Raw genomic sequence first — 17,704 nt, 5'->3', positions numbered from 1 at the left:
CCCGGTTCAGTTCCCGCCCAGCACCCGTTTGAACAGCGTGAAGGTGAGGAGGGTAAAGAGCAGGCCGTTCAGCATGCCTTGGCTCGCGGCGAGCAGTTTGGCCCCGCCGCCGAGGGGGTTGATGTCGCCGTACCCGACCGTGCTGAAGCTGATGTAACTGTAGTAGATGGTGTCGAAGAGGACCTGCGACGCCGACTTCTCGACGAGTTCGGGCGCGAACACGCTTCCGGCTTGCGTCAGGAACGGCCCGCCGAGCGCGTACACGAGTCCGAACAACATGGGCGACAGGAAGGTGAGCGCGGCGATTCGGGGGAGCCGGTTGCCGTACCCGCAGGTCACCTGCATGATGAGGTTGAGCACGACGCTGGCCGCCTTCTTCCCGCGCGCCCAGACGTTCAGCGAGTACTCGTTGAGGAGGATGTCGAGGTTCTTCCGCCGGTTGTAGTAGTAGCGTTTGAACTCGAACTCCCGGCTCGCGGGCGTGTCGCCGACCGCGTCTGCGCTGTCCTGCGCTTTCCGGTACGTCTCCTCGATGATTTCGTCGGTCATCTCGACGGCGAACTGTCCGGTGGCCTCGTTGCCGACGAAGTCGTGAATCGTCCAGTCGTTGCGTTCGAGGTACGCGTGGTGGTTGCTGAAGTCGAAGTGGTCGAAGTCGGTGAGACAGAACCGGAAGTGGTCGAGCAGTTCGTGCTCGTTGCCCTCGCCTTCAAGTTGGATGTTGCCGAGCGTCGCCCGCGTGAGGTCGTACGGCGTCGCGTCGCCGGTGACTTGGGCTATCGTCCCGCCGCGTATCGTCGCGTCGGTGAGGTCGATGTACGTGTCCCGTTCGCCGTCGAGCAGACGGAACTTCGCCGTCTCGTGGAACGCCGCGCGGCGGAAGTTACAGCGCTCGTGGAACGCGACGTCCCAGAACGAGACGTTCGTGAAGTTGGCCGACTCGAAGTCGGCGTCGTCGCGGAAGGTCGCCTCCCTGAACGACGCGTTCTCCTCTAAGTGCCGCGTTTTGCCCTCGAACACCGCCCCGCGGAACTCCGCCGGGCCGTAGAACGTCGAACCGCGGAAGCTCGCGTCCTCGTCGAACCGCGCTTCGTCGAACCGCGCGTGAGCGTCGAACGCGACGTCGTCGAACGTCACGTCGCCGCCGAACTCGGCTTCGACGACGACGACGCTGTCGCCGAAGCGACTCCCGTCGAAGACGGTTTCCCCGTCGAACGTCGCGCGGGAGAGCTCCAGTTCGCCGGCGACGTCCAGACGGTGGCAGTCGGCGCGCGCGGTGAACGTCGCGCGGTCGAAGTTGACCGCCCCTTTGAACGTGGCGTCCTTGAAGTCGGCGTACCGGAAGCGGGCCAGCTTGTAGTCGGCTTCGGCCTCGAACACCGCCCCCTCGAACGTCACGTCGTCGCTCGTCGTCCGACTGCCGCCGTTGAACTCGACGCCGCGGAACTCCGCTAACCGCATGAACCGCGCGTCCTCGAAGCTCACGTCGTCGTCGAACCGGGCCTCGTCGAAGTCCGCGACCTGTTGGAACGTCGCGTCGTCGAACCGCGTGTCGCCGCCGAAGACAGCGTGTTCGAAGTCGGAGCCGGCGGTGAACGTCGCCCCCTCGAACGTGACGTAGTCGAACGTCGCCTGCCGGAAACTCGCGTCGTCGCGGAACGTCGCGTCGGCGAAGGAGATGTGGTCGCCGAGGACGTGGCTGCTGCCGCTCGTTTCGGCGTTCCGGAAGTGGACCCGGTCGTGGAACGTCGCCTCCGCGAAACTCGTATCGCTTCGGAACGTCGTCTCGTCGCAGTCCACGTCGCCGTGGAACGTGGCACCGTCGAACCGGACGTCCTGTTGGAACGTCGCCTCCGACGTCGTGACGCCCTCTCGAACCGTCAGGTCGTCCGCCTCCACGACGCCCGTGACGACGGCGTCCTCGAACTTGAGGCGGCCGACGGTCGCCTCCCGGAGGATGAGCCCCTGGTCGAGGCGGCCGTGCGTGAGGTCGATGCCCTCGATGTTCGCGTGCTGGAAGTTGAGCACGTGGTTCGTCGAGCCGTTGACGTCCTGATAGGTGAGAGAGAGGTGCGGTAAGTCCGCGCCGACGTACTCGTTGACCCGCGTGTCGGGGGATTCGAGGTTCTCCCGGAGGACGTCGAGGATGTCGTCGGCGGTCACGTCGTGCGCCGCGCGTTCGTCTCGACTCATGTGGAAGACGCAGTACTCGCTCTCGGGGTGGGACTCGTGCGGACACTCCCACGTCGCTCGAAGGCGGGCGTCCGTCCGCGTCGAAGGGTCGAAGCGGTACCGACACTCCGGCGACGACTTCGGCGCGGGGAGGGGTTCGTTTCTCGACATGGCTATGGGCTCACCGTCTCCCTCCCGCGCGGAGCGATTCGACGGGGGAGGGGGTTCGTCTGTTCGCGTATTTCATGTGTTCTGTCATATAGTTTCGGTACCCGTTCAGGCGTCGCGTCGTTCGGATTCGGTCGGTACGGTGGTCAGTCGAGCACCGACCGGCGTTCCTCCGGGGAGAGTTCGGCGTGGACGGCGTTGGGCGAACAGTGTTCGCACTCGCAGGCGGGGTTGGTGCTTCGGTCGTACGTCCACACCGGGTAGCCGAACAGGAAGAACGCCTCCATCTGGTGGCGTTCGATAACCGCGTCGGCCGCGTGCCCGCAGTTCGGGCACCACTCCTCGTCGTCGGTCGGTTCCTGAAACGTCACCTTTCGACGGCCGAACCCCGCGTTCGAGTACGCCTCGGACCGCGACATCTCGACGAGATCCTCGGCCGGGTACGGGGCCGCGTCGATTTCGTTGTCGAAGCCGGCTTCGGAGGCGACGTCGGCCGAGAGATACGGCCCGACGCGGACGGTGTTGTCGTAGCCGACGAAGTGGACGGTCAGTTCGGCGTCTCGACCCTCGACGCGGACGTCGTGACCGTGGCCGACGAGGTACAGTTCGAGGTTTCGCCGCGCCTTCGTCAGGTCGATCTCGTGCTCCATGCCGACGGCGTAGACGCCCGTCGACGGGTCCGTCGCCGTCGCGGACTGCTGCCAGCCGACGGTCGAAACGTCGTACTCGTCCGGGGAGGCCGTCGGCGAGATATCGTCGGCGTAGACGTTCTCCGCGCCGGGTGCGGAGAACTCGCCGTCCGCGGCGTCGGCAGCGACGAACACGTCCTCGGCGTCGGTGACGACCACGTCGCCGTCCACCCGTTCGACGTAGCCGTCTTCGAGGGTGCCGCCGATGGTGGTCTCCGCATTTCCGCGCCCGTCGGTGCGTTCGACGTCGATGGACTGGTGGGTGAACACGTACTCCGCGTTGCGGACGGAGAGGTCACCGCCGACGCTGTTCGTCGTCACGAACACGTCGGCCGGGTCAAGTAGTTCGACGGGCGGTCGTTCCGAACCGTTGAGCGTTACGTCACCGTCGTAGGTCGTGGCGTCGTCTGTCATGGCTGGTTCTCCGTGGCGTTCCGCGTCGGGTCGCCGAGTCGTTCGGACTGCGCCGGCGACCCGCGGGCGGTCAGGCGCGTTTCGGTGTGGAGCGCCAGTCCGTGTTCGGGGTAGGTGTGGTACGTCTCGTAGCCTGTCGCTCCGACTGAGATGGTCGTCCACGCATCGGGGGCGAACCGATAGGCGACCGTCGCTTCGTCGGGGTCGGAGAACGCATTAAGCGGACGACCGGTGACGGTCGTCGTCGCGTCGATGCGGTCGCCGCGGAACCGGAACTCGCGTTCGACGCCGACCGAGAGCGGCGTCTCGTGCGTCGGTTCTGCCGACAACGGCCTGCACGAACAGAGTTCGTGGAAGCCGAGCGACGGGAGGCCGACGTAGTGCGACTCGCCGATTATCGTGAGCGCGGCCGGGCGGCCGAGGAGTTCGTCGGCGTGGACCGCCTTCACGTCGAGGCGGTCGAAGTCGGGGCGAGCGCCGGCGTACGCGAAGTACAGTTCGGAGGGAGCGTCGGTGAGGGTGTTTGGGGACATGGTCAGGTATCGACGAGGATGTCGTAGTTAGGATGGAAGATGGAGTTCACCCGCACGCCGTTGTAGCGGGGGACTGGACGCCACTGGGCGTCGCGATAGCGGTCGGAGTGCCGCCGAACGTAGTCAGTCCCGTCGGCGACCGGGAGCGACCGACGCTCGCCGGGTGCGAAGACGTGGAATCGCTCGACCCGTTCGACTTCGCCGTCGGAGTCGACGTCCTCCCACGCCCAGTAGGGGAGGTGCTGGGTGAAGCCGGCGGCCCCGACCGTGTTGAGGAACGCCTTGTTGTGCTCGGGGTAGCCGTCCGGGGAGTAGGCCCACGTCACCACTACGCCGTCGTCCGAGAGGTGGCGGCGGACCGAACGGTAGAACTCCTCGGAGTAGAGCGTCAGGAGTTCGTCGTCCGTCGCCCCGGGAACGTCGAGCAGGATCAGGTCGTACGTCTCGTTCGTCTGTTGGAGGTACCGGTAGCCGTCGCCGACCGTCACGTTCAGGCGGTCGTACCGGTAGGCGTCGTCGTGCCACCGCCGGAAGAACGGCTCGTTCTTCGTCCGATTCATGAACCGGGCGTCGAGGTCGACTTGGTCGACGGTCACGCCGTACTGCCGGAGGTGGTCGACGGCGACCCAGTCGCCGCCGCCGATGACGAGGACCTCGGTCTCGGGGCCGCGTTCGAACATCGACATCGGCACATCCACGAGACCGTTGTGGTAGCTGTCGGCCCAGCTGTCGCACATCTGCACCGCCGCGTCGAGGCGGAGGCACTGCTCGGAACGCCCGGTGAAGTGCGGGTTCGGTCCGCTGCCGGTCCACGTGCGCCGGTACCGGATGACGTGTTGGTATTTCGTCGTCTCCTGCGACGTGACTTCGGCGCGCATCGTACCCGGTCGGTACTCGTCTTCGATCTGCTGTTCGAGGTAGAGTTCGGACAACTGGTCGTCCACCGTCTCGTGGTTGGCCACGACGCCCGCGTACGTCGCGGTCAACAGCAGGCAGACGACGAGCAACGCCTTCGGAACGCGGCCGACGAGGGGCGTGGACGTCGCGAACGGCGTCGGCGACCAGTCGCCGAAGCGGACGACGAAGACGAGCGCTGCCAGAGCGTTGAGCAGCGCGAGCACGAATATCGTCGGGATGAGTCCCAACCCCGGATACAGCGCTTTGGCGTACACGATGGCTCCGAACAGGCCGCCGACGTAGTCCATCGCCAGCACGACGGAGAGGCCGCTCCGCCTCCCGTCGTTGCGCTTGACGGTCCAGACGACACCGAGACAACGGACGACCGCGTCGTGAACTCGGCTTCCGAACCGGCGAAGCCACGCGGGCGTCGCCGCGTCCTCCTCTCCGAGTCCGTCGACCAAGTAGGTCAAGAGCGGAAGCTCGAACCCCGAGAGGAATCCGACGACGACGACGGGGAGGCGTGCCGCAAACCATATCAGTTCCGACGGAACCGCAGGGGGGATGCGGACGCTGTTGAGGGCGACGACGAGCAGGAACCCTGCCGGAGCGGCCGCCGCGAGGAGCACCTCCGTCTTGAAGAAGTTCTCCCCGCGGTCCTCTGCGTTCAGGTCGTCCGAGAGGGCGGCTCCGATGCCGAGGCTGAAGAAGTACAGCCCGACGGTGATGACGTACTGGGTCACCGTCCCGCCGTACATCACGGTCAGCAGTTCGGAGTAGACGAACTCGTACGCGAAGCTGCAGAACGACACGACGAACGTGAGCGCGAGGAGGGTTGCCGTCTCGGTTCGGGTGTTCGACATGGAGGGTGTGTATCGGGGCGTGATGGTCGCGGCTCTCGCGGGGGCGCTTCGGGCGTCGCTACCTCAGATGCGCGGCGACACCTTCCACTCCTCCTGGATGCTGTACCCCCCGTCGGTCGAGCGGTCGATTTCGAGGTCGTACGACTCCCAACGGAAGCTGTGGTCGTTCTCGGTGCCGACTATCTTGGCGCCGACGCGGTACCACCCCTCGTCGGCCCGTCCGTTCGTGATGTCGTACTTCACCGTGTCGTCCGGGTTCTGGAACGTCTTGTCCCACGGAACCGCGCCGGGGCCGGGCGCGTCGTCCCGGAACTGCGACGTACTCCCGAGGTACGCGACGCCGAGTGCGGCGATTCCGACGGGGAATCGGGACACTTCGTCGCCGTGGTTCTCGTACCAGTCGTCGGCGTAGTCGCCGCCGTGGTACCACGCGTACCCGTGCTTCGTTCGCGGGGCCGAGGAGTACCCGCCGCTGCCGCGGCCGGACGCGCCCCGGCCGCCGCCACCGCCGCTCTTTCCTTTGGCGCTGGCGACGCCGACGGGGTTCAGTCCGCCGAGCGACTGTTGTTGCGTGTCTTCGTACCGAGACATGACCCACGTGTTGTCGGCGGAATCGATGACGAGAGAGGTGTCGCTCACCTCGAAGTTCGATATCACGTTCGACTTCCGCGGTGGAGGGGACTTGCTACCGAGGCATCCGCTCAGGGCGACGAGCGCTCCGAGGCCGGAGCCGACGATAAATTGGCGGCGACGCATAGTTTGCAATTCCTCTCCAACAATTGGACAACTAGATTAACTATCTTCTGGTTTTAGAGGATCGGTTCGACATCGGATGCGCCCGTTCGCCGAGCACCGCCGGGTGTAGAGCGCCGCGACGAGAGAGAAGTCGATAAACCGTGATACGGGATACGGACGCCGCTCAGAGGTCGTAGCCCCACTCGCGCAGAATCTCCTCCGCGTCGTCGAGGTGGCGCATCCCGGCCAGATAGATCGCTTCCCGCGCGTCGGTCCGCGACAGTCCCTCGTCCAGCCGTTTCTCCAACGCTCGCTCGGCGTCCACCGCCTCCTCGTGGGTCTCCCGCTGGACGAACAGTTGGTGGACCTCCGGGCGTTCGTCCTTGACTTTGTCGCGGCGGAGGATGAAGGGGAGTTCGTCGCGCGAAAGTCCCTCGTCGCTCTCGTTCGCGTCCGACGACGGTTCCGCCGCCTCGGCGTTCGCCGACTCGCCGTCTCGCACGGCGTCGTCCCGCGTTGCGGCGTCTCGCATCTCGGGTTCTCGTGCGTCGCCGGCGGCCGCGTCGCCGCCCGACGAATCGTCCGTCGTCTCGCCGGCGTCGGACTCGGGAGTCGCCTCCGCGTCGTCCGTCTCGGGGGACGACTGCGCCTCCTCCTCCGGGTCGTCGTCCGCGAACGGGTCGGAAGCGCCGGACTTCATACGACGACCTCGCGTTCGTCGGCGGTCAGGTCGTCCTCCGTGAGTTCGACTCCGTACTGCGCGGCGACGAAGCGGGCGAGTTCGTCGAACGCCCGCAGGGTGTCGTGTTCTCGCTCCGCGCGCTTGTTGTTCGAGACGAACTCGAACGCCGTCGTCTGGGCGTCCCACGCGCCGTTCAGCATCGCCTCGCGGACGGGTATCTTGACCGGGGAGACCGGGTAGTCGAGTTCGCTCAGCGCGGCTTCGTACTTGTCGCGCATCCGCGTCCGGCGGACCTTGTTCGGCACGACGGCGACGACGCCGACTTCGGTGTCCACCTCCGCTTCGAGGTTCGAGACGGTGTCTTCCAGCCCGTAGAGCGACTGTTCGCCCTTCGGCGAGAGTTCGAGCGGGATGACGACGTTCCCGGTGGCCGCGACGGCGTTGTAGACGTGCTGACCGCCGGTCGCCGGCGGGTCCACGACGAGGACGTCGTACTCGTCAGGGACGCCGGAGTCTCTGACGACGCGGCGGAGTTGGAGCTCTTTGACGAACCGGCCGCCCATGTCCTGTTCCATCTCCTGCGCTCGCTGGAGGTTCGTCTCCAAGCTGTCGAGCATGTTGTGACTCGGGATCACGTGCAGGCCGTGCGTCGTCTCGCGGACGAGGTCGGAGAACTCCCCCTTCGGCCGGTCGATGAGGTGACGGACGAGGTTGTCCACGTCGGGGTCGGCCCGTTCGTCGTCGACGCCGAGGTGGTGACTCGCCCCGCCGTTCTGCGGATCGAGGTCCACGAGGAGCGTCTTCTGCCCGTGTCGCCGATGGGCCGCGGCGAGATTGACCGCGAGCGCGGTCTTTCCCACCCCGCCTGCCTCACTCCAGAGCGCGTACGATATCATTCGAACGTCTGCACACACCAGCTGTTCATAAACCTTGACCAAACTGAGCAGTAATACTGAGCAGCAATACTGACGAGTAATACTGTCCAAGGATACTGACGAGGAAGTTCAGAGGGTGTTTCTGAGGGATTTTCCCGCCGATATCACCGAGTACGGGCGAGTCATCTGGCCAGTCCGCTCGGATAGTAAAGAGAGAAGTTGACCAACACTCTTGAACAGCACTACTGTTCGACCATACTGTATAGCGATATTTCCTAATAATACTGCCCAGTAACACTGGACGGTAATACTGATCAACAATACTGATTAGACACGCATATTAGTAACACTGGTGAGTAATTACGACTCGTATTGTTGAGAGAGAACACTGAACAGTCGGTCGAACGAGATCGGCCGGTAGCTGTGAGCGATAGCACCTCGGGTCGAGGCGAACGGCGAGGGTCCGACGGAACCGAAGGCGGAGATGCCGGACCGACATTCGGTTCGGTCGGTAATCACCGTCAAGGGCCCGAGGGACGTACTCGGAGTATGAACGTCACGCTCGACGAACGCGACAGGGCGGTACTGGAACGTCTCCGCGAAGGGGAGGCGGACGTCGAGTCGGTCGCCGAGGGCGTCTCCGCGAGTGCGGCGCACCTCCGGGAGAGATTGCCAGAGCTCGCGGACAACGGACTGGTCGAACGAACCGACGGGGACCGCTACGCGGTCACATCCAACGGGGAGCGAGTCATCGAAGCCTCTCCCGCCGGAACGAAAGACGACCGAATCGACACGCCCCCGGACGTGGAACGGGAGATAGCCTCCTTCGACCTGCCGCCCGACAGGGAGGACGCGGTCCGGAACGCCTTCGCGTTCCTCCACTACTGGGGCGCGGCGTCCGAGAGCGAGATTATCGACGACGTGTACAGCGAGGACCCCGCGGGGTTCGAGTCCCAGGAGGAGTGGACCGAGTTCGTCCAAGAGCGTCTGGAGCGCCTTCCGTCGGTCGAACCGCCGGGCGACGACGAGGAACAGTGGCGGTTCACCGGGACGCCCATCGTCGAGGAACCGACCGACGACGGCCGAAACGTGCTCGGGAGCGAGGACGCCTCCGACAGTAGCGCCAAGTTCGCATTGGAACGACTGGAGATGGACGAGGACGAACGAAGCGCCGTCCGCGCGGCCTTCGGCCTCCTCGTAACGGAGAACGAGGCGGACGCGGGCGAGATTCGAGAGCGAGTGTACCCCGACCACCCCGCGGGGTACGACTCCCCCGACGACTGGTGGGACGACTGCGTTCGAGACGCCTTCGAGTCGCTTCCCGGCGTCGAACGACGGGACGGAAGCGAGGAAATGTGGGAGTACCGCCAGACCGAATCCGGAACCGCGTCGAGTAATCCCGGCGCCGAGATGCCGGACGACACCTCCGCCCCCTCTGACGGGGATGGCAACTAACTCCGCCACCGCCGCACGGGCGGAGTTTCGGTCCGCCGTTCGAGAATACCTGCCCGGAACTTCGGAGGGGAAGTGCGGATTTTGTCCAGATAGATATGTTGAAGATCGCTATCGATACCACCCTGTTCGGAACCTGTGCCGTCATCAGTCGAAAGATAGAAAGGGGGATTTGAACCGATAGAAGGCACGATCTCCGTCTTTCGATCCGGTGATAACGAGAAACGATCGGCGTTTCCAAGAAATATCGTAGTCTGATAATCTCTTCCGCCTTCCGACGGAAAACGGACAAAAATAAGAAAATATCAGGCCACATCCACTATATATACCGAGAGTTCGAGGGTATTTTCCAGCTATTCGTTAAAGAGATCCGTAGCCAACCACGGCCCATTTTTGTATAAGTAATTGTATTAATTTTCCCGGTATCGTCGGAGTGCTCCTTCGGGGCGTCATCCGACGGAGTACACGACTCCCGGAAGTGAGGAGGGGAGAGGGAACCGTCAAGGCGTGTCGAGAACTCTCCGGCGTGAATCACCATCGAAGACCATTACAGCCATAGTTGCGTAATGCAATGCGGGCCGGTCGGAAAACGGTGCCGTTCAACCAAATTGGAAGCACCGCCTCGAAGTTTCGTATCTCGTGAACGTAGGGGAGGAGCGTCAGTAGTGAGCGTATCGGAGTTCGATGACGTTGGCGGTGCTCTTGACCGCGTCGGCCAACTCCGACATCTTCTCCGGGGAGCGAACGCGGTTCACGGGACCGGAGACGGAGACTGCGCTTATCACCTCGCCCGTGCTCTGGTTCATGATGGGAACGCCGATGGTGAGGACGCCCTTCCGGCGGTCCTGGTCTTCGACGGAGTAGCCCCGTTCGCGGGTGGTTTCGAGTTCCTCGTACAGTTCCTCGCGCGTGGTGATGGTGTGTTCGTTGGCGCGCGGGAGTCCGTGTTCGTCGATGACGTCGTCTACTCGCTCCCGGGGGTAGTGCGCCAGCATCGCCTTCCCGAGGGCGGTCCAGTGCATGTTGGTGTACTCGCCGATGGGGGCGTTGTCGTGGATGGCGTCGGCCACCTCCGACTTGTAGAGGAGGACGCGGAGACCGTTCTCCTCGATACCGAGGTTCGCCACTTCGCCCGTCTCTCTGGCGAGCTTATCGACTTCCAACTTGGCGGCGCGGTACAGTCTCGACCGGTTCCGAACGACGCCCCCGTACTCCAGAAACCGAAAGCCCAGTCGGTAGGAGTCGCCCTCGCGGACGACGAGGTCGAGGCGTTCGAGCGTCTTCAGGTAGATGTGGACCGTGCTCTTGGGGATGTCGAGTGCGTCGGCCGTCTCGGTCACGCCCGCACGCTCGGCCGATTCGAGGAAGTCAACTATCTCGAACGCGCGTTCAATAGAGCTGATCGTGTCTCCCGATCCCGATTCAACGTCTTTTCTCGACATAGGAGTTTATCGCCCGTCGAGCGACTTAAAGTCGAGGGCGAGGGGGAGACGACTCTCGTTCGAGACTGTTGAACGGGCGGATCGCGAGAAAATTCGGGGCGAGAACGGCGGCGGCGTTACGGGAGGACGAGGTTTTCGAGTTCGTCCACGCCGCCTTCGTCGAGGATTTCGACGTTCCGGGCGACGATGTCCGCGAGGCGACTCCAGTGGGCGGGGCTGTGGCCCGCGTTGTGGGGGGTGATGGTGACGTTCTCGAACTCCCAGAGGACGTGTTCCGGCGGAAGCGGTTCGGGGTCGGTCACGTCCAGCGACGCGCTCGATATCCGGTTGTTCTGAATCGCCGCGACCAACGCGTCGGTGTCGAGTATCGGTCCCCGGCCCACGTTAGTGACCGTGGCGTGCGGCGGGAGCGTCTCGAACTCCGCCGCGCCGACGAGGCCCCGAGTCGTGTCGGTGAGGGGCGCGGCGACGACGAGGTGGTCGGTCCGGGCGAGGGCGTCGTGGAAGTCGTCGGCGTCGAAGCCGAGCACTTCGTCCGTCGGTCCGCCCTTCTCGGGGGTGTAGCGGACGCCGATGGTATCGACGCCGAACCCCTCCAGTCGCTCGACGACGGCCCGTCCGATGGCCCCGAGGCCGACGACGGTGACGGTGCTTCCCTGTAGTTCGCCCGCCTGATAGTGCCGCCACTCGTGACGCTGTTCGCGCCGCCACCCCTCTCGGAGGCGGCGCGTCGAGGTGAGGATGTAGCCGAGTACCTGCTCTGCGATGTTCGGGGCGTGAATGCCCGACGCGTTCGTGACCGCGACGTCCATGTCGGAGAACGTGTCGAGCGGGAGATGGCCGTACCCGGCGGCGATACCGGCGAACAACCGGAGGTTCTCCGCCTTCGCTAACAGATCCTCCTCGATTTCGACGCTCGAAACGACCCTCGCCTCGCGAATCAGTTCGCGTTCCTCGCGCGGGGTTCGGGCGAGTTCGACCGAGTGGTTCGGGAGTCTGTCGCGGAGTTCGCTGGCGTATTCTTCGGCGGGGAGTCCGTGCGTTCCTTGTCGTAAGACGACCACGTCTGGGTTTCCGGTCATGTGGATGACTACCTCTCGGACCGAGAGTGCGACCTGCTATCGGACATCTCGGCCGGGTAATAGATTCCGACTGGTCCGTATATACAATCGTTTACAGGACAGTATTACCTCGAAGTCGATTTTCGGAGGAGAGTACCTCTCCCGCCCGCTTGGCGGCCGTACGCGCGGGGGAGTGCGGCCCGAAACCGCGCATCGTCGTTCACGAACCTAAATTATATATAGTGCGAGTTCATTGGCATGAATGGTAATGGCAAGCAATCACCAGCGGAGAGAATTTATCAAAGCAGCAGCGCTCGGCGGCGTCGCGGCGTCCGCCGGATGTCTCAGCAGCGTCACCGGCGGTGGCGGAAGCGATTCGTCGGGGTCCGGCGGCGGCGGCGGGGGCGGCGACGGAAACACCATCGAGTACTGGGAGTACTTCCACTCGCAGTCGCAGGTCGCAGAGAAGTTGATGCAGTCGTCCGTCGAGGAGTTCCAGAACAACCACGACGCCAAGATGAAGATGAACTGGGCGAGTTGGGACGACATCAACGGCGGCAAGTGGAAGAACAACATCCAGAACGGCAACCGTCCGGTCATCTACGACTCGACGAACTCGCTGGACGGGCAGTTCATCGAACCGGGCTGGGTGAAGCCGGTGAGCGAGTACAAGGACCGGCTGAACGACGACGCCCTCAAGAACATCGAGTGGGCCATGCAGATGGCCCAGAGCTGTTACCGCGGGTTCGACGAGAACCTCTACGAGGTTCCCATCGGACTGGAGGTGGGGTCGCCGTTCATCGCTCGGGCCGACCACTTCGAGAAGGCCGGTCTGTCCATCGAGGAGGACTTCCCGCCGAAGGACTACCAGCATCTGATCGAAGTCGCCACGCAGTTACAGGAGAACGGTCCCGGCGACTACGGGTTCCAGATTTACGGCGCGCAAGGCGACGTGACCGACGAGGCGCTCGTCACCTGGACCGCATCCGAGGGCGGGTACGAGGGGATGTACCTCGACGAAGAGTGGTCGGACGTGAAGTACGACTCCGACGTCTGGAAGACCGCCACGAAGCAGTACGTGGACCTCTACCGAAAACACGGCCTCTCCTCGGACAAAGCCCCGACGGCCTCTAACGAGGGCGTCGCTCAGATGCTCATCCAAGGAGACGTGAGCATGTACCAAGGAAGCACGAAGGACCTCGGCCTGTTCCGGAGTCGCGCCGAGGACATGCTCAAAGACGGCACCATCGTCTTCGGTCCGTCGTGGGAGGGAGGCGCCGGCAACCGCGGGGAGTTCTTCACCCAGTGCATCGCGCTCATGCGGAAGCCCGACGGCGTCTCCCAGGACGTCTGGAACCAGCGCGAGGAGCTGGCCATCCAGTGGATAAACAAGGTGCTCTCGAAGGAGTTCCAAAAGCAGGTTCCGTCGTCGCTGGCGACGCTCCCGGTCCGGAAGGACGTCTGGAAGGGTCTGCACGAGAAACCGGCGCTCTCGGAGAGCAACTACATGAGCACCCTCGAGACGATGGCCGACGGGATGGAACACGGCTGGTCCAGCCACCCGAAGATGAACGCCATCCAGTACAACATCGCCGGTCCGCTGTTCCAGGAGGCCGTGCGCGGACAGATAGCGCCCGAAGAGGCCTGCACCCGGGCCGCAGAACAGATACGGAACCAGATAGAGCTCTGAGATGTCCATCCAGAACCGCTTCGGCTTCGGAGACCGGACCGAAAGCTACCGTCAGACCCTCTCGGAGAACTGGTTCTCGTACCTGCTGATACTGCCGGTGCTCGCGTTCTTGGTCCTCCTCATGTGGCTCCCGTTCGCGCAGGGGGTGTTCATGAGCTTCCACGACTGGCCCTTCGGCGGCGAACCGACGTGGGTCGGCTTAGGGAACTACGAGTTCCTGTTCAGTTGGGAGCCGTTCTACACGTCGCTGAAGGCGACGCTTCTGTTCTCGCTCACGACGGCGTTCCAACTCGGCATCGCCCTCGTGGCGGCGTTGGCCGTGCGCGAAATCCGCCGCGGGAAGAGCCTCGTCACCGGGGCGTTCCTCCTCTCGTACACGGTGCCGCCGCTGGTTACCGGGACCATCTGGGCGTACCTGCTGCAACCCGACCTCGGTCCCCTCTTCGGGTACCTCACGCAGTGGGGTATCCTCGAAGAGACCGTCTACTGGGGGAGTCAAGGCGACGCCGCCCTCGGCGTCGTCGTGTTCGTGACGACGTGGACGTTCTGGCCGTTCATGTTCCTCATCATCTCCGCCAGTCTGGAGAGCATCCCGGAGGAGATGTACGAGAGCGCGCGGATGTACGGCGCGAACCGCGTCCAGACGTTCCTCCGCGTGACGCTCCCGCAGCTGAAGAGCGCCATCTTGGTCGCGCTGAGCATCCGCATCATCTGGAACATGACGAAGATATCGCAGGTGCTGCAGCTGACGAACGGCGGACCCGGATACGACACGTCGATTCTGGCGGTGCTCCTGTACAGGTTCGCATACGGGCAGGGCCGGATGGGCGTCTCGTACGCCGTCGGCGTCATTCTGCTCCTCCTGACCATCGGATTCGTGTTCGTGTTCATCCGCGAGTTCGAGCGAACGAGCGAGGGACCCGAATAATGAGTACGCAAGAGTTCGACGTGATGGGCGTGACGCTGAAGGCGGCCACGTACGGGATCATCTCGTTCCTCGTGCTGTTCAACCTCACCGTGTTGGTGTTCATCTTCTCGGTGTCGTTCATGCCGCCGACGGAGTTCTTCGGCGACCCGCACATCATCCCGAAGGAACCGACCTTGGAGGCGTGGACCAGCGGGTTCGCGGAACTGCGCGACAACCTCGTGAACAGCTTCCTCATCGGCCTCGGGACGACCATCGTCGCGTTGGCCATCTCCATCCCGGGCGCGTACGCGTTCGCCCGCAAGGAGTTCTACGGCAAGAAGCTGGGCTTCTACGCCATCATCTCGGCGATGATGTTCCCGTACATCCTGCTCGTCATCCCCATCATGGACCTCTGGAACGACCTCGGGTTGTACAACACCATTCCCGGGATGATACTCGCCTACCAGGTGTTCGTCACCCCCTTCGCCATCTGGATTCTCCGGGACTTCTTCGCGAAGCTGCCGAAGGACATTGAGGAGGCCGCTCAGGTGTACGGCTGCACGCAGTTCACGGCGTTCCTTCGGGTCATCCTCCCGTTGGCGACGCCGGGCATCGTCGCCGTCGGCTTCCTCGCGTTCCTCACCGGGTGGAACGACTTCCTGTTCGCCAACCTGCTGACCACCGGGACCGGCCCGGTTCCGGCGGTGCCGGTGCTGTACGGCACCATCGGCGGCGGGTCGGGCGAACGCGTCTACTGGGGGAAGCTGATGGCGGAGACGCTCATCATCGGCACGCCGCCGACGATACTGTACCTCGTGGCGCGGAACTACCTCGAAAACGCATTCACGGTGTAACACAATGACCGCACTAGAAGACGTAGACGGTTCGGACGAACGGACGACGGAACAGCCGACGGACTCGGACGCCGCCCCGCCGGGGGCGGGCGATACCGAGGGGCAGATTCGCATCGAGAACCTGCGAAAGACGTTCGACAACGGCGAAATCATCGCCTGCGACGACGTGAACATCAAGACGGAGGGCGGCGAGTTCGTCGTTCTCGTCGGCCCCTCGGGGTGCGGGAAGACGACGACGCTTCGGTGCATCGCCGGGTTGGAGGAACCCGACGAGGGTAAGATACTCGTGGACGGCGAGGACGTCACGGGGAAGAAGTCGAAAGACAGGGACCTCGCGTTCGTCTTCCAGAGCATCGCCCTGTTCCCGCACATGACCGTGCGGAAGAACATGCGCTTCGGCCTCGACATGAAGACCGACCTCCCGAAGTCGGAGAAGAACCAGCGAGTCGAGGAGGCGGCGGAAACGCTCGGAATCGAGGAGACGCTCGACCGAAAGCCGTCGGCGCTCTCGGGCGGGCAACAGCAACGCGTCTCCCTCGGGCGCGCGATGGTGATGGAACCCGCCGCCTTCTTGCTTGACGAACCGTTCTCGGCGCTGGACGCGAACCTGCGCGACCACATGCGCGTCGAGGTCAAGAAGATTCAGCGGCGACTCGACACCGCGATGGTGTTCGTCACGCACGACCAGGAGGAGGCGATGACCCTCGGCGACAAGATAGTCGTGATGGACGACGGGTACGTCCAACAGATAGGAACCCCCTACGACATCTACAACGAACCCAAGAACCGCTTCGTCGCCGACTTCATCGGGTCGCCGTCGCCGAACCTCATCGACTGTACTGTCGAGGAGACGTCCGAGGGCGTCGCGTTCGTGAGCGACTTCTGCACGATACCTGCGACGGACGAACAGGCCGAGGCGGTCCGGGAACGGGGAGACGAAACTGTCGTCTACGGCGTGCGCCCGGAGTACCTGAACATCCGCGAGGAGGGCGGGCACTTCGTGGCCCAACTCGACGTCATCGAACCCCTCGGCGACAGGGACGCCGTCCACATCTCCTCGGGCGGCACCCCCCTGTCTGCGGTGACGCCGCAGGGGGAGGTTTCGAAGGACAGAGAGACCGTGAACGTGCAGATACGGACGGACGAATCGTGGCTGTTCGACGAGGAAGGCGACCGAATCGTCTGACGGCCGCGAGGCCGCCTTCACCACCAAAGGCTAAGCGAGTCGAACGCGAACCGACGCCGAACGGAGACTTTCGATGACACGATACGAAACGGCGTTACGGGCGGCGCGGGAAGGGTCCGAAGTCGCACACGACCTGTTCCGCACCGACCTGGACATAGAGACCAAGAGCTCGAAGATGGACTTCGTGACCCGCGCGGACACCGAAACCCAGCGTCGGGTCATCTCGGTCGTCCGCGATGAGTACCCCGACGCCACTATCGTCGGCGAGGAGGAAGACGAGTTGAAGTCCGTCCCCGAGGACGGGAACGCGTGGGTCGTAGACCCCATCGACGGCACGACCAACTTCGTCCGCGAGACGCAACTGTGGACGACCACCGTCGCGACGGTCCGGGACCACGAAACCGTCGCGGCGGTGACCGTCGCGCCCGCACTCGGCGACACGTACGCGGCGAACCCCGACAGCGTGACGCGGAACGGAGCACCGATGTCCGCGAGCTCTCGCACCGACTTAGCGGAGTTCAGCGTCGCGCCGATCCTGCGGTACGGCCCCGAACGCGACGACGAGTTCGGCGAACTGCTGGCCGGACTCATACGGAACTTCGGGGACCTGCGCCGGTTCGGGTGCGCGCAGGTGACCCTCGCGATGGTCGCCTGCGGAACCCTCGACGCGGCGATCTCCGCGCAACCGGAACCGAACCCGTGGGACACCGTCGCGGGCGTCTACCTCGTCCGTCGGGCGGGCGGGACGGTCACGGACGTGCACGGCGACCCGTGGGAACCCGGATGCGAGGGCGTCGTCGCGTCGAACGGCGAAGCCCACGACGAGGTTCTCGACAGGGTGAGCGAAGTAATACGGTAGAGCGACTGTACGCGGACTGCACACATCGGAGTTCGGCGGTCCGACGTTCGAGCGAAGTCGCCTCCCCGGATGGAAGATTTTACTACGCTCTGCGTGCCACCTACCGGTATGCCGATAGATTACTCGGAACTCTACGACCCGAACGCGGAGTACACGATGCGGGAACTGTCCGCCGAGACGATGGGCGTCACCGCCGAACGGGGCGGCGGCCGGGACGTCGAGATC

General features: G+C 64.1%; 15 protein-coding genes. 6 read left to right on the top strand and 9 right to left on the bottom strand.

The genetic code is table 11. The annotated features are described in order from the left end of the window. Positions 1-6: 6 nt before the first annotated feature. From ACFQEV_RS08820 to ACFQEV_RS08790, 7 genes are all read right to left on the bottom strand, one after another. Positions 7-2,343: a pentapeptide repeat-containing protein gene (locus ACFQEV_RS08820; protein WP_379694966.1), complete on the bottom strand. Its 2,337-nt coding sequence runs from the start codon at positions 2,341-2,343 to the stop codon at positions 7-9. Positions 2,344-2,486: 143 nt separating this feature from the next. Continuing rightward, a complete protein-coding gene (locus ACFQEV_RS08815; RefSeq protein WP_379694964.1) occupies positions 2,487-3,443 on the bottom strand; it encodes a DUF8108 domain-containing protein in 957 nt (318 codons plus the stop codon). Next, positions 3,440-3,976, bottom strand: coding sequence for a DUF2617 family protein (locus ACFQEV_RS08810; protein ID WP_379694962.1), 537 nt, complete (start codon positions 3,974-3,976; stop codon positions 3,440-3,442). The genes ACFQEV_RS08815 and ACFQEV_RS08810 overlap by 4 nt, the downstream gene beginning before the upstream one ends. Positions 3,977-3,978: 2 nt before the next feature. Beyond that, positions 3,979-5,736: a spermidine synthase gene (locus tag ACFQEV_RS08805; protein ID WP_379694960.1), complete on the bottom strand. Its 1,758-nt coding sequence runs from the start codon at positions 5,734-5,736 to the stop codon at positions 3,979-3,981. A 63-nt stretch (positions 5,737-5,799) separates the two neighbouring features. Continuing rightward, a complete protein-coding gene (locus ACFQEV_RS08800) occupies positions 5,800-6,492 on the bottom strand; it encodes a hypothetical protein (RefSeq protein ID WP_379694958.1) in 693 nt (230 codons plus the stop codon). Between the two features lie 163 nt (positions 6,493-6,655). After that, positions 6,656-7,171 (bottom strand): DUF7970 domain-containing protein, encoded by a 516-nt coding sequence (locus tag ACFQEV_RS08795; RefSeq protein ID WP_379694956.1) that lies wholly within the window; start codon positions 7,169-7,171, stop codon positions 6,656-6,658. Beyond that, positions 7,168-8,049, bottom strand: a complete 882-nt coding sequence (locus ACFQEV_RS08790; RefSeq protein WP_379694954.1) for a ParA family protein — start codon at positions 8,047-8,049, stop codon at positions 7,168-7,170. The genes ACFQEV_RS08795 and ACFQEV_RS08790 overlap by 4 nt, the downstream gene beginning before the upstream one ends. Positions 8,050-8,577: 528 nt before the next feature. Between ACFQEV_RS08790 and ACFQEV_RS08785 the strand changes: the two genes are divergently transcribed. After that, positions 8,578-9,483, top strand: a complete 906-nt coding sequence (locus ACFQEV_RS08785) for a hypothetical protein (RefSeq protein WP_379694952.1) — start codon at positions 8,578-8,580, stop codon at positions 9,481-9,483. A gap of 656 nt (positions 9,484-10,139) precedes the next feature. On the opposite strand, the gene ACFQEV_RS08780 is transcribed toward ACFQEV_RS08785, so the two are convergent. Together ACFQEV_RS08780 and ACFQEV_RS08775 are read right to left on the bottom strand one after the other, a co-directional pair. Continuing rightward, the gene (locus tag ACFQEV_RS08780) at positions 10,140-10,922 is read right to left on the bottom strand and encodes an IclR family transcriptional regulator (RefSeq protein WP_379694950.1); all 783 of its coding nucleotides are present in this window, start codon (positions 10,920-10,922) and stop codon (positions 10,140-10,142) included. A gap of 116 nt (positions 10,923-11,038) precedes the next feature. Next, the gene (locus ACFQEV_RS08775) at positions 11,039-12,004 is read right to left on the bottom strand and encodes a D-2-hydroxyacid dehydrogenase (protein ID WP_379694948.1); all 966 of its coding nucleotides are present in this window, start codon (positions 12,002-12,004) and stop codon (positions 11,039-11,041) included. A gap of 247 nt (positions 12,005-12,251) precedes the next feature. On the opposite strand from ACFQEV_RS08775, the gene ACFQEV_RS08770 reads away from it, so the two are divergent. From ACFQEV_RS08770 to ACFQEV_RS08750, 5 genes are all read left to right on the top strand, one after another. Further along, positions 12,252-13,673, top strand: a complete 1,422-nt coding sequence (locus tag ACFQEV_RS08770; RefSeq protein ID WP_379694946.1) for an ABC transporter substrate-binding protein — start codon at positions 12,252-12,254, stop codon at positions 13,671-13,673. 1 nt (position 13,674) lies between these two features. Beyond that, positions 13,675-14,601, top strand: a complete 927-nt coding sequence (locus tag ACFQEV_RS08765) for a carbohydrate ABC transporter permease (RefSeq protein WP_379694944.1) — start codon at positions 13,675-13,677, stop codon at positions 14,599-14,601. Further along, positions 14,601-15,434, top strand: a complete 834-nt coding sequence (locus ACFQEV_RS08760) for a carbohydrate ABC transporter permease (protein ID WP_379694942.1) — start codon at positions 14,601-14,603, stop codon at positions 15,432-15,434. Before ACFQEV_RS08765 ends, ACFQEV_RS08760 begins: the two co-directional genes overlap by 1 nt. Before the next feature lie 4 nt (positions 15,435-15,438). Continuing rightward, the gene (locus tag ACFQEV_RS08755; protein WP_379694940.1) at positions 15,439-16,620 is read left to right on the top strand and encodes an ABC transporter ATP-binding protein; all 1,182 of its coding nucleotides are present in this window, start codon (positions 15,439-15,441) and stop codon (positions 16,618-16,620) included. A 73-nt stretch (positions 16,621-16,693) separates the two neighbouring features. Next, positions 16,694-17,479: an inositol monophosphatase family protein gene (locus tag ACFQEV_RS08750; RefSeq protein WP_379694938.1), complete on the top strand. Its 786-nt coding sequence runs from the start codon at positions 16,694-16,696 to the stop codon at positions 17,477-17,479. The last annotated feature ends 225 nt before the right edge of the window (positions 17,480-17,704 follow it).

Source organism: Halopelagius fulvigenes (assembly GCF_042662625.1).
Lineage (GTDB): Archaea > Halobacteriota > Halobacteria > Halobacteriales > Haloferacaceae > Halopelagius > Halopelagius fulvigenes.
Note: the sequence above shows the minus strand (reverse complement) of the source record. Positions and strands in the feature narration are given on the sequence as shown.